A 13,015-nucleotide genomic window follows, 5' to 3' on the forward strand; every position below is an offset into this window, starting at 1 on the left:
CGTCATGGCAATGCGACTGACTCAACCCGGCCCGGCCGGTTGCTAATCGAAGGAGACAGACCATGGATCTCGGAACCATTTGGTTTATACTGTGGGGCGTGCTTTGGGCCGTCTATTTCATCCTGGACGGATTCGATCTCGGCATCGGCAGCATCATGCCGTTTTTCGCCAAGTCCAACGAAGAAAAACGCATCATGTATAACGCCATGGGTCCTTTCTGGGACGGCAACGAAGTGTGGCTCATCACCGCCGGCGGCGTGACCTTCGCCGCTTTCCCCAAGACCTACGCCGTCATGTTCTCGGCGCTCTACACGCCGCTGATGCTCCTGCTGTTCGCGCTGATCCTTCGCGGCGTGTCCTTTGAATTCCGCTCCAAGGTGGACAGCCCGGGCTGGCGCAAACTCTGGGACACCTGCAACTTCCTGGGCAGCTTCCTGCCGGCCTTGCTCCTTGGCGTGGCCTTTGCCAACATCTTCAAGGGCATCCCCATCGACCAGGACGGCATCCTGCACGGCAACCTCCTCACACTTCTTAACCCCTACGGTCTGGCCGGCGGCCTCCTTTTTGTGGCCCTTTTCGCCCACCACGGGGCGCTGTGGCTGGCGTTTAAATCCGAAGGCGACATCCATGACCGGGCCGTGGCCCTGGCCGGCAAGCTCTGGCCGGTGGTGGCCGGGCTGGTGGTGCTGTTCCTGGTCATGAGCCTTTTCATGACCCAGCTTTTTGCCAACTACCTGGTCAATCCGCTGCTGTTTATCATCCTGCTGGGGGCCGTGGCCGGGCTGGTCCTGACCATGACCTACCGCAAGGCCGGCCGCATCCTGGCTTCCTGGGGCGCTTCGGCCGTGCTCATCGGCTCGGCCGCCCTTTTTGGCGTGGTCGGCATCTTCCCGGCCCTGCTGCCCTCAAGCCTCAATCCGGCCTACTCCCTGACCATCCAGAACTCCTCGTCCTCGCCCATGACGCTGGCCATCATGCTCGGCGTGGCCCTGGTCTTCGTGCCCATCGTCATCGCCTACCAGATCTGGACCATGCGCACCTTCAGCCACCCCGTGACCAAGGCCGACCTGGACTACGAAGAAGCTTACTAAGATACTCATTTTCAATATCAAATGCCGGCGAAGCGCGCTTCGCCGGCATTTTTTTTCGCCCTGGCGAAATCGGTGAAACAGCGGAAACACAGCATTTATTCATTGACAACGAGAATCAACATCAGTACCACTACTTTTCGGCTTGCGATTGTTACCGAATTGTCACATTGCGGGATAGGAACGGAGATGCCGTCCACAACGCAACCCACTTAAGGAAGGAGACGCACCCATGAACGATTATCTGAAAAACGGACTGTTCCTGGCCGCTGGAGTCGCCATCGGCGCCCTTGGCGCGGTGGCCCTTGGCAAAGGCAAATTCTCGATCCGTCCGGCCATGGCCGACCTGCTGTCCCACGGCATGGACCTCAAGGAAAAGACCGCCACGGTTCTGGAGCGGGCCAAGGAAAACCTCGACGACCTCATGGCCGAAGCCAAACACGCCAAGGAATCCCGGGAGGGCAAATCCGTGGCCGAAGGCGAAACGGCCTAAAGACCCCCTTGCCGGGTGGAGTTTCAACGCATGACGCACTGCGCCATTGTCCACGATATACCGGGTCGGATGCGGCTGCGGTTCGCCTGCGCCGAAGCCTTTTCGGCGCAGGCTCCGGCCCTGGCCGCCGCCGCCGTATCCTTGTCCGGCGTGGCCGAGGTGATCCCCTCGCCTCGGACCCTCGGCCTGCTGGTTCTTTACAGCGGAGCCCCGGTGCGGCTGGCCCTTTTGGCCATGACCAAAAACGGCGACTCGGCCAAATCGGCCATGCTCACCCCCGCGCCCCGACGCCGGGGCAAGGCGGTCCGGGTCGTACGGCTCGGCAAGGTCGCCCTGGCCAAGGCCGGCGACAAACTCGCCAAGGCCGTCAACCTCCCGGCCGAGGCCGGGGACAATCCCCCCTCGCCCTTGCAGGCCATGGCCCGCGAGGCCGGGATGTTCCTGCTGCGCGCCGCGTTGCCGCCGGCGTTTCGGCCGCTGTTTCTTATCAAGCGCGTCTGGCCGTTTATTAAGCGCGGCCTGGGGGCGCTTGTGCGCGGCAAGCTCAACGTCGAGGTCCTCGACGCCCTGGCGATTGGCGTGTCCATTGCCCGCAAGGACTACCGGGCCGCCACCGGCATCGCCCTGCTGCTGGGCCTTGGCGAGGTGCTGGAAAGCTACACCCGCAAGCGCTCCCGCGAGAGCCTGGCCGAAACCCTGGCCGCCTCCTTCGACGCCGTCTGGGTGCGCCGCGAGGACGGCCCGGTGCGCATCCCCGCCTCGGAAGTCGTGCCCGGCGACCTGGCCATCGTCACCATGGGCAACGCCATCCCGGTGGACGGCGTGGTGGCCGAGGGCGAGGCCATGGTGAACCAGGCCTCCATGACCGGCGAACCCCTGCCCGCCCACAAGCGCGTGGGCCATACGGTCTTTGCCGGCACCGTGGTCGAGGAAGGCGAGATCGTTGTTCGGGTGGAAAAATCCGGCGGCGAGACCCGCATCCAAAAAATGGTGGAAGTCATCGAGGAGTCGGAGAACTACAAGGCCAAGGCCCAGGATCTGGCCGAACGCTTCGCCGACGCCGTGGTGCCCTGGACCCTGCTCGGCGCGGCCGTGGTCTTCGCCGTCACCCGTAACCCGCGCCTGGCCTCGGCCGTGCTGCTGGTGGACTTCTCCTGCGCGATAAAGCTCTCGGCCCCCCTGGCCGTGCTGGCCGCCATGCGCGAGGCCGCTTCCGGCGGCGTGCTGGTCAAGGGCGGCAAGTTCCTGGAGGGCGTGTCCTCGGCCGACGCCTTTGTCTTCGACAAGACCGGCACGCTGACCCAGGCCCGCCCCCGGGTGGCCGCCGTGGAACCCTTAAACGGCTACACCCGCCACGACGTCTTAAAGCTCGCCGCCTGCCTGGAGGAACACTTCCCCCACCCGGTGGCCCGGGCCGTGGTGCGCCAGGCCGAGAAGGAAGGCATCGTCCACCAGGAGTTCCACGCTGAGGTGGATTACATCCTGGCCCACGGCCTGTCCTCCATGGTCGGCACGGACCGGGTGCGCCTGGGCAGCCGCCACTTCATCGGCGAGGACGAGGGCATCGACATCGCCGACGCCGACGCGGCCATCGACGCCCGGGGCCTGGCCGGCCTGTCCACCCTCTATCTGGCCATCGGCGACGAAGTGGCCGGCGTGCTGGCCATCGAGGACCCGCTTGTCCCCGAAGCCCCGCGCGTGCTGCGCGAACTGACCGACCGGGGGGTTACGCGTCTGGTCATGCTCACCGGCGACGCCGCCGCCCCGGCCGCCATCGCGGCCAAGGAACTGGGCATCACCGACTACCACGCCCAGGTGCTGCCCGAAGACAAGACACGCATCGTGCGGGAACTGCGCGAGGCCGGCCACGTGGTGGCCATGGTCGGCGACGGCATCAACGATTCGCCGGCCCTGTCTGCCGCCAATGTTGGCATCGCCCCGCGCCACGGCGCGGATATTGCCCAGGCCGCCGCCGACATCCTGCTGGCCGAAGGCAGCCTGCAAAGCGTGGTGGCCCTGCGCGACATCGCCACCGGCCTCATGGGCCGGCTGCATGCCAACTTCCGGGCCATCTGCCTCATCAATTCCGTGATCCTGGGCCTGGGGCTTTTCGGCCGCGTCACCCCGGGCGTCTCGGCCCTGGCCCACAATCTGGCCACCGTGGGCATTGCCCTGGCCAGCCTGCGGCCCTATCTCCCCAAACACCTGCCAAGCGGAGGCGTCAGCCATGATAGCCAGCTGCATTGAAGGCCGCATCCGGTTCCGGCATCCGGCCCTGTCCGACCCCGAACTCCTGGAAATCGTCACCAGCCAACTCGCCGCCATGCCCGGTATCACCGAGATAGAGGCCAATCCCCGCACCGGCAGTGTGCTTGTCAGCCATGACGCGTCCGTGGCCACCAGCGACCTCGTGGCCATGGCCGAGGCCCTGGCCGCCACCCATGCCGAAGCGTTGGCCGAGGCCGCGCCGGCCAAGCCCGCCAAAAAGAACATGACCCCGGCCCAGCTCAAGCGCCGCACCCAGAAGATCGGCCTGGCCACCTGCATGGCCGGAGCCGTGGCCACGGGTCTGGCCGACACCAAGGCCGCCCACCTGACCTTCGGTTTCGCCCTGGCCGGCTTCGCCGCCTGGCACCTCTACATGCACCGGCGGCGGTTTCTGGCCTGATCCCCGGACCGCTTTCGTATGACCATGTTTAAAAGTCCGCTGCTCGAATCCTGCGGCATGCTGGATGTCGTCGCGCCCGACAAGGTGTGCGGCGACATCCTGCTCGCCCTGGTCCATCAACTGGCTGAATCCCTGGGCCGGGCCATTGACGCCAAGGATTCCCACACCATGGCCCACTCCGAGGAGGTGGCCGAGGTGTCGAAATTCCTGGCCGCCGCCATGGGCCTGTCCCGGGAGAGCGTCGCCTGCGTCCACGTGGCCGGCCATCTCCACGACATCGGCAAGATCGGCGTGCCCGACGCCGTTTTGGGCAAGCCCGGCCGCCTGGACCCCGACGAATGGCGGCAGATGCAGGCCCATCCGACCATCGGCGCGGACATCCTCGACCCTCTGGACTGCCTGGCCCGCACCGGCATCGTGGAAATGGTGCGCGCCCACCATGAACGTTTCGACGGCTCGGGCTATCCCGCCGGCCTCAAAGGCCGGGAGATTCCCCTTGGCGCGCGCATCATAAGCGTCGCCGACAGCCTGTCGGCCATGCTCCAGACCCGGCCCTACCGCCCGGCCATGGGCTTTGCCGAGGCCCATCGGGAGATTGTGCGCTGCGCTGGCAGCCAGTTCGACCCCGATGTGGTGGACGCCTTCCTGGCTGTGGCCGGCGACGTACGCCAGCTTCTGGGCTCCTGCCGGGGCGGCGTCTTGGTGCCCTGAAAACGCGGCCAAGGCAAAACGAGTCGGGAACGGCCGACTTGCGCCCGCTCCTGGGCGGCGGCTGAAATTTCAGAACACAATGATAATGACTATCCAAATCATTTAGCAGACATTGCTTCCAGGCCACTGTCATCGGAAACCCTTCAACCACGCGGAAACGGGAAGGAGTGTCGCTCATGCGAAAAACGGTCGCGTTGCTGACCCTGGCCATTGTGGCCGCTACGGCGGTCCCGGCCTGGTCGGCCACGGAAGTCAAAATGGCCGGGGATGCCCGGGTGTACGGCGTCTTTTTCGCCAATCGCAATTTCACCGGCTGGGACGAGACCGGAACCCAGACCGAGGACCGGCTCACCATCTGGCAGCGCCTGCGCCTGCGGGCTGATTTCGTCGCCAACGAAAACCTCAAATTCCGCTTCGGGATGCGCGTGGACGACGAGGCCTGGGGGCATGACTACCTCACCGCCGCCAACCCCCAGGTGGCCATCCAGCCCTACCTGGCCTACCTCCAGTTCAAATGGCCGGGCACGGACATCGAGGTGACGGCCGGCTACCAGCCCTTTTCCGTGCCCCAGACCGAGGTCTTCTACGACAGCATCGTGCTGGCCGCCGACGACGGCGACCAGTCCAGCGCCGCGCTTTTCGTGAAAATCCCGGTCATTGACGACGTGTTGACCATTGAAGCCGCCTACGGCCGGCTGCTGGACGCCTACCGCACCTACCAGCCCACCACCACCCAGGTGGGCGACGCCTTCGACGTCTACCGCCTGGCCCTGCCCGTCACCGTGGACGGCTTCGAGGCCACGCCCTGGGGCCTTGTCGGCGTGTACGGCAAGGAGGCCGATCCCGAAGGCTACTTCGACGCCGGCCTGCGCTCGGCCGGCAGCTACCTCGACCCCGCCGGCTACAAGGACAACCAAAATCCCATGTGGTGGGGCGGCTTGGCCCTTTCCGTCACCGCCCTGGACCCGGTGAAGCTCTATTTCGACGGCATCTACGGCAACGCCGCCGGCTCGGACAGGTCACGAAACCGCCGCGAAGGCTATTTCTTCGACGCCGGCCTGACCTACACGGGCCTGGACTGGGCCACCCCGGGGCTTTTCGGCTGGCTGGCCAGCGGCGAGGACGCGAGCCTGGCCAACGGCAGCGAACGTCTGCCGGTCATCGCCCCCAAATGGGGGCCGGGCACCTCGTTTCTGTTTGACTGCGATCAGGAGTTCGCCAACAACTCCATGGGCGTCAATCCGCTGGGCTCCTGGGGCCTGGCCTTGGCCGTGCGCGACATCTCGTTTATCGAGGCTTTAAAAAGCCGGCTGACCGCCGCCGTCATGGCCGGCCGCAACAGCCCGGCGGGCCTTCGCAAGGCCGTCTGGGCCACCGGCGGTCCCGGCGAGTACGTGACCATGGGCCGCGACCTGGCCGAAGGGGAATGGGTGTTTGGCCTCAATTTCGACCACAGCTACGAGCTGACCGAAGCCTTGACGCTGACCCTGCAAACCGGCTTCGCCTCGCCCCAGGGGCTTAAGACCAGCATCTGGGGCCACCGCATGACCAACCAGGCCACCGACGCCTGGATGGCTTCCCTGGGTTTCCTGTACACCTTCTAGTTCCCGGAGTCGGGGCGCGTCCACGTCCCGGCTCCCGGTTCCGCCGTTTGCTTGCCGCGCCCGGCCAGGATGCCGCCATCCTGGCCGGGCGTTGCCTCCGTTGGTCACGGCAAGGTGCTTGCTGCCCAGACTGCGAGGCCGGTTGCCTCCGCACGGCGGCCATTGCCGCCGACATGGCCACCCTGCGCCAGTACGGCTTGAAAAAAATCATCAGGTATATCAAGATGATAAAAGAGATCATCCGGGTCACGGCGGTCTGAGGCCGCAGCCTCTTGACAGGAACATGGCGTCGATATATGTCCGCCCATCCCGTCTCGGGATGGGTCTTGACAGCTTGTGAACCGGTGTTAACTTCCCCCCATGGCTGAACGTCTGGAATCCCCCTTGCGCCGCGAACAGATCGCCGAAGCCGCCCTGGACATTGTCGTGCGCCAGGGCATCGGCGCCGTGACCGTGCGCCGCGTGGCCGAAGCCGTGGGTATCTCGGCCGCCGCCCTCTATCGTCACTACAAAAGCAAGGTCGATATCCTGGCCGCCGTCATGCACGAACACCAGGAATTCTTCATGGCCACGGTGCGCACGGCCAAGGCCGAGTCGACGAGTCCACTGGACGCGATCCGCCGGCTGTACCACTCTTCCATGGTCATGGTCAGCCGCTATTGCGCCTTGCCCGTCGTCTTTTTGTCCGACGTGTTGTGGTTCGAGGAACCGGAGTTGCGCGCCCTCAAACTGCAACACCACAAAATGCTGCGGGACATCGTCGTGGAACTGATTATCGCTGGGCAGCAGGCCGGCGAAATCCGCACCGATCTGCGCCCGGAAGAAATCGTGATTCATTTTCTCGGGCTCATCGCCATGCCGGCCCTTATCCAGGCACGCACGCCGGAAGATCTGGACATGCCCCGCCAGATCACGGCCAACTGGGAGTTGTTCGCCCATGCCGTTGCTCCATGATTTTTTTCGCCCCCGAAGTGAACACTCGTTAACACCCAGCGCCATGCCGTTCCATCGTCTGACCCTGGGTCTTGCAGGCTTGGCCGCCCTGGCCGTGCTGGCCGGGCGGGCCGTCTCCGATGCGCCCGCGCCCACTCCGGCCCGCCGCACCCTGGCCGCCGTCCAGGACCGCTATGCCGGACGGTTGCCGCATCCACCGGAAACCGGGGAACTGGCCGTCTATGCCGGCGCGCCCGGAGAGCCGGCCCTGGACTGCGCCGCTCTGGCCAAGGACCGGACCATGGTCGCCCTGGTCTTTGGCCAGTCCAACGCCTCCAACACCGTGGACCCGGGCTACGAATCCGGCCGGCCGGTCTACGCCTTTGCCGACGGCGTGTGCACCAAGGCCCGCGACGCCCTGCCCGGGGCCACCGGAACCAAGGGCAGCTCCTGGCCGCGCCTGGGCGACAAGCTCATTGCCGGCGGCTTCTACGACGCCGTCATATTCGCCAACATCGCCCGGGGCGGCTCCTCCATTCTCGAATGGGGGCCGGGCGGCCGCCATAACGCCGTGCTCCTGGCCTCCCTGGATTCCCTGGCCCGGGCCGGGCTGCCGCCCACCCACGTGCTTCTCCACCAGGGCGAGGCCGACTGCGCCCTGGGCGTGGCCGCGCCAGACTACGCCGCCATGCTCGCCGCCGTCATCGACCAGATCCGTAACAAAGTCGGGCCGGCGACCGACGTTGTCGTCGCCCGGACCTCCCAGTATTTCGACCTGGTCTGCGGCAACGCGGCCAACCCGGCCTGCTACAAGACCTGCCCGGCCTTGACCCAGGCACAAACCGCAGCGGCCGACCCGCAGCGCCATGTCCTGTCCGGCCCGGACACCGACCGCCTCGTGCCCTTTGCCGACCGCAACGACGGCTACCATTTCACGGCCCAGGCCGCCGACCGCTTCGCCGAGGCCTGGCTGCCTCAGCTCGCCCGGAGCGAGGCCGCCCCAAGCCGCCTGCAATGAACCCGCAACCCTTTTCGCCCGCAACCGGCCGTCGCCATGAGCGCGACAGCCGCCTGTCCCGGAGGGAATCATGACTGTCTCCATTTTCGCCAAGGCCGCGCGCGCAACCGTCGCCATGTGCCTGCCTTTTGCCCTGGCCGCCGCCCTGTCCGGCTGCGCCACCGAAAGCTCGGGCCAGGAAAACGCCGCCGCGCCGCCGCCGCCGGAAATCGTGGCCTACGCTGTCAAACAGGCCGACATCCCCTTGGAAATGGCCTTCATGGGCCAGACCGCCGGCTCCCGCGAGGTCGAGGTCCGGGCCAGGGTCGGCGGCATTTTGCTTCGCCGCAACTTTGAAGAAGGCTCACGCGTGCGCCAGGGCCAGCTCATGTTCGAGATCGACCCGGCCCCCTACCAGGCCGCCCTGGAACAGGCCAAGGGTTCCCTGGCCCAGGCCGAGGCCAGTCTGGCCCAGGCCAAGCGCGACGCCGAACGCATGGACAAGCTCTTTAAGGGCGACGTGGTGGCCCGCAAGGACTTCGACGACTCCAAGACCCTGGTGGAAACCGGGACCGCCGCCGTGGACGCGGCCAAGGGCAAGGTCCGCGAGGCTTCGCTTAATCTCGAATGGACCAAGGTCACGGCCCCCATTTCCGGCATGACCAGCAAGGAGACCCGCTCCGAAGGCAGCCTCGTCACCACCGGCTCCGACGGCAGCTTGCTCACCACCATGTCCCGGGTCGATCCCATCTATGTGAACTTCTCCATGTCCGGCCAGGAGATGATGAAGATCCGCAAGCTGCGGGCCGAGGGCAAGGTGGTCGTGGACGGCGGCGACTTCAGCGTGGGCCTGATCCTGCCCGACGGCTCGCGCTACCCCCAGCTAGGCCGCATCAACTTCACCGACACCCAGGTCGATGCCACAACCGGCGTGGTCAAGGTCCGGGCCGAATTCTCAAACCCCGACGGCGCGGTGCTGCCCGGCCAGTTCGTGCGGGTGCGCCTTGAGGGCGCGCGCTTCAAGGACGTCTTGGCCGTGCCCCAGGGCGCGGTGCTCAACACCCAGATGGGGGCCATGGTCTGGACGCTCGACGACAAGAACCAGGTCGCCCCGCGCCCGGTGGTCCTCGGCGAAGCCGTGGGCAACGACTACCTCGTCGAGCAGGGCCTTGGGGCCGGCGAACGCATCATCGCCGAAGGCGTGATCAAGGTGCGCCCGGGCCTGACCGTGCGTGTGCGCGGCGAGGAACCCAAGCAGGCCCAGCAGCCGACAGCAGCCCAGGCCGCCCCGCAACAGGCTCCCAAGGACGCCCCGGCCGCCGCCCAGAACGGCGAGGCCGCCAAGGCCGAGGCCAAGGAGAACCGTTCATGATTTCACGCTTTTTCCTGGGCCGACCGGTATTTTCCATCGTCATCTCGCTGGTCATCGTGCTGGCGGGTCTGGCGGCCATCAGAAGTCTGCCCATCGCCCAGTACCCGGACATCGTGCCGCCCGAGGTCAACGTCACGGCCGTCTACCCCGGGGCCAGCCCCGAGGTCATCGCCGCCACCGTGGCCGCGCCACTGGAGCAGCAGATAAACGGCGTCGACAACATGCTCTACATGCGCTCGACGAGCTCCGGCGACGGCACCCTGTCCATCACCGTCACCTTTGCCGTGGGCACCAATCCCGACCAGAATACGATCAACGTCAACAACCGCGTCCAGGCGGCCCAGACCACCCTGCCCGAGGAAGTCCGCCGCCAGGGCGTGACCGTCACCAAGAAATCCTCCAACATCCTCCAGATCATCGGCTTCGACTCGCCAACCGGCCGCTACGACTCGGTTTTTATCAGCAACTACGTGCTGGTCAACGTCCTTGACGAATTAAAGCGCCTGCCCGGCGTCGGCGACGCCTCCATCTTCGGGGCCAAGGACTATTCCATGCGCGTCTGGCTGCGGCCGGACAAGCTGGCCCAGCTCAAGCTCACCCCCGCCGACGTGGCCGCCGCCATCAGCGAGCAAAACGCCCAGTTCGCGGCCGGCCGTATCGGAGCCGAGCCCACCAAGCCCGAAAGTCCGGTGGCGCTCAATTACATGGTCACCACCAAGGGCCGGCTTTTAACCCCCGAGGAATTCGGCGACATCATCCTGCGCGCCCAGCCCGACGGGTCGCTTTTGCGCCTGAAGGACGTGGCCCGGGTGGAACTCGGGGCCAAGGACTACAGCTCGATTTCCAAGCGCAACGGCAGCCCCACCGTCAACATCGGCATCTTCCTGGCTCCCGGAGCCAACGCCCTGGACACAGCCGAACGCGTCACGAGCAAGCTCAAGGAACTCTCGACCCGCTTCCCCGACGGCATCATCTATTCGGTGCCCCTGGACACCACCACCTTTGTGCGCGTTTCCATCGAGGAGGTCATCCACACCCTGGTCGAGGCCATGATCCTGGTCTTTCTCGTGGTCTACCTCTTCCTGCAAAACTTCCGGGCCACGCTTATCCCCTGCCTGGCCGTGCCGGTCTCCATCATTGGCACCTTCGCCGGCATGCAGGCCCTGGGCTTCACCATCAACACCCTGACCCTGTTCGGCATGGTCCTGGCCATCGGCATCGTCGTGGATGACGCCATCGTGGTGCTCGAAAACGTCGAGCGCATCATGACCAAGGAGAAGCTGCCGCCCAGGGAAGCCACGGCCAAGGCCATGGAAGAGGTGACCGGGCCGGTGGTGGCCATCGTGCTGGTGCTGTGCGCCGTGTTCGTGCCGGTGGCGTTTTTGGGCGGCTTGACCGGCCAGATGTACAAGCAGTTCGCCATCACCATCGCCGTGTCCGTGGTCATCTCGGGCCTGGTGGCCCTGACCCTGACCCCGGCCTTGTGCGCCTCGCTGTTAAAACCCGGCCACCAGGAACCCAATCGGTTTTTCCGGGGCTTTAACCGCCTGTTTGACGCCATCACCGCCGGCTACGGCGCGGGCGTGGCCTTTCTGCTGCGTCGCAGCGCCTTTGCCATGCTCCTTTTCGCCGGCCTGTGCCTGGGCACGGGCTGGCTGTTCAAGCAGGTGCCCGGCGGGCTCGTCCCGGACGAGGACCAGGGCTATGTCATCGCCGTTAACATCCTGCCCGACGGCACGTCGCTGCGGGCCACCGAAGGCATCGCCGACGCCATGGACGCGATGAACATGCAGGACCCCTCGGTCAAGGACGTCATCGCCATCACCGGCCTCGATCTCTTGAGCTTCACCTACCGCTCCAACTACGGCACCATCTTCATGCCGCTTAAGCCCTGGAAGGAGCGCCCCGGCGAGGAGTTGTCCTCGTTTGCCGTGGTCAAGCGCATCTTCGGCCGGGGCATGGCCCTGCCCAAAAGCTTCACCCTGGCCTTCAATCCGCCGGCCATTTCCGGCATGTCCAACACCGGTGGCTTCGAAGCCTACCTGCAAAGCCGGGGCGAAGGCGACGTCAAGGCCCTGGCCGCCATGACCGAAGCCCTGGTGGCCGAAGCCTCCAAGAACCCGGTGCTGGGCCGGGTGGCCACCACCTTCGGGGCCAACGTGCCCCAGCTGCGCATCGACCTTGACCGCGAAAAGGCCAAGGCCCTGGGCGTGGCCGTCAGCGACGTCTATGCCGCCATGCAGGCCACATTCGGCGCGTATTACGTCAACGACTTCAACAAGTTCGGCCGGACCTTCAAGGTCCAGATCCAGTCCGAGGCCGACTTCCGCGACCGGCCCGAGGACCTGCGCGACGTGTTCGTGCGTTCCAGCAAAGGCGAGATGATCCCCTTGACCGCCCTGGCCACAATCGAAAAGTCCACCGGCCCCGAGGTCATGGAACGCTTCAACGTCTTCCCGGCCGCCAAGATCATGGGCCAGCCCGCCCCGGGCCACACCTCGGGCGAGGCCCTGGCCGCCATGGAGCAGGCCGCGGCCAAGGTGCTGCCGCCGGAATACACCCTGGCCTGGACCGGCTCGGCCTATCAGGAAAAGGCCGCCCAGGGCTCCTCGGCCCTGGTCTTCGCCATGGGCATCGTCATGGTCATCCTGATCCTGGCCGCCCAGTACGAACGCTGGACCCTGCCCTTTGCCGTGGTCATGGCCGTGCCGTTTGCCCTATTTGGGGCCATCGCCGCCGTCTATGGCCGGGACCTGAGCAACGACATCTACTTCCAGATCGCCCTGGTGACGCTTATTGGCCTGGCCGCGAAAAATGCCATCCTCATCGTGGAATTCGCGGTGCTGGAGGTCAAGGCCGGCAAGGCCCTGGCCGAGGCGGCGCTGTCGGCGGCCAAGCTGCGCTTTCGGCCCATCATCATGACCTCGCTGGCCTTTATCCTCGGCTGCCTGCCCCTGGCCGTGTCCACGGGCGCAGGCGCCAACAGCCGCCACGCCATCGGCACCGGCGTCATCGGCGGCATGCTCGGGGCGACCATCATCGCGCCGTTTTTCATCCCGGTCTTTTTCAAGCTCATCATGGGGCTTGGGGCCTGGGTGCAACAAATAACCGGGAAACATGTTGCCAAGGAGCAAAAAGCAGACTAATGC

The 13,015-nt window shown here is 65.8% G+C and carries 10 protein-coding genes; all 10 read left to right on the forward strand.

Annotated features, from left to right (window positions below; genetic code table 11):
* Positions 1-62 precede the first annotated feature (62 nt).
* Positions 63-1,091 (forward strand): cytochrome d ubiquinol oxidase subunit II, encoded by a 1,029-nt coding sequence (gene cydB / locus C3Y92_RS13225; protein WP_129353258.1) that lies wholly within the window; start codon positions 63-65, stop codon positions 1,089-1,091.
* 229 nt (positions 1,092-1,320) lie between these two features.
* Entirely contained in the window at positions 1,321-1,581 is a 261-nt protein-coding gene (locus tag C3Y92_RS13230; RefSeq protein WP_015861488.1) for a hypothetical protein, read from the forward strand.
* Positions 1,582-1,611: 30 nt separating this feature from the next.
* Positions 1,612-3,828, forward strand: coding sequence for a heavy metal translocating P-type ATPase (locus C3Y92_RS13235; RefSeq protein ID WP_129353260.1), 2,217 nt, complete (start codon positions 1,612-1,614; stop codon positions 3,826-3,828).
* Complete coding sequence (locus C3Y92_RS13240) at positions 3,809-4,249, forward strand: HMA2 domain-containing protein (protein ID WP_129353262.1); 441 nt, start codon at positions 3,809-3,811, stop codon at positions 4,247-4,249. Before C3Y92_RS13235 ends, C3Y92_RS13240 begins: the two co-directional genes overlap by 20 nt.
* A gap of 18 nt (positions 4,250-4,267) precedes the next feature.
* Positions 4,268-4,960: an HD-GYP domain-containing protein gene (locus C3Y92_RS13245; RefSeq protein ID WP_207213997.1), complete on the forward strand. Its 693-nt coding sequence runs from the start codon at positions 4,268-4,270 to the stop codon at positions 4,958-4,960.
* A gap of 176 nt (positions 4,961-5,136) precedes the next feature.
* Positions 5,137-6,564 (forward strand): outer membrane homotrimeric porin, encoded by a 1,428-nt coding sequence (locus tag C3Y92_RS13250; protein ID WP_129353264.1) that lies wholly within the window; start codon positions 5,137-5,139, stop codon positions 6,562-6,564.
* 360 nt (positions 6,565-6,924) lie between these two features.
* On the forward strand, positions 6,925-7,518 hold the full coding sequence (locus C3Y92_RS13255) for a TetR/AcrR family transcriptional regulator (RefSeq protein WP_015861495.1): 594 nt from the start codon (positions 6,925-6,927) through the stop codon (positions 7,516-7,518).
* 43 nt (positions 7,519-7,561) lie between these two features.
* Positions 7,562-8,515 (forward strand): sialate O-acetylesterase, encoded by a 954-nt coding sequence (locus C3Y92_RS13260; RefSeq protein WP_235669487.1) that lies wholly within the window; start codon positions 7,562-7,564, stop codon positions 8,513-8,515.
* Between the two features lie 70 nt (positions 8,516-8,585).
* Positions 8,586-9,866 (forward strand): efflux RND transporter periplasmic adaptor subunit, encoded by a 1,281-nt coding sequence (locus C3Y92_RS13265; RefSeq protein WP_129353268.1) that lies wholly within the window; start codon positions 8,586-8,588, stop codon positions 9,864-9,866.
* Entirely contained in the window at positions 9,863-13,012 is a 3,150-nt protein-coding gene (locus C3Y92_RS13270) for an efflux RND transporter permease subunit (RefSeq protein WP_129353270.1), read from the forward strand. Before C3Y92_RS13265 ends, C3Y92_RS13270 begins: the two co-directional genes overlap by 4 nt.
* Positions 13,013-13,015 lie beyond the last annotated feature (3 nt).

The sequence above is a fragment of the Solidesulfovibrio carbinolicus genome (assembly GCF_004135975.1).
GTDB classification, from domain to species: domain Bacteria; phylum Desulfobacterota; class Desulfovibrionia; order Desulfovibrionales; family Desulfovibrionaceae; genus Solidesulfovibrio; species Solidesulfovibrio carbinolicus.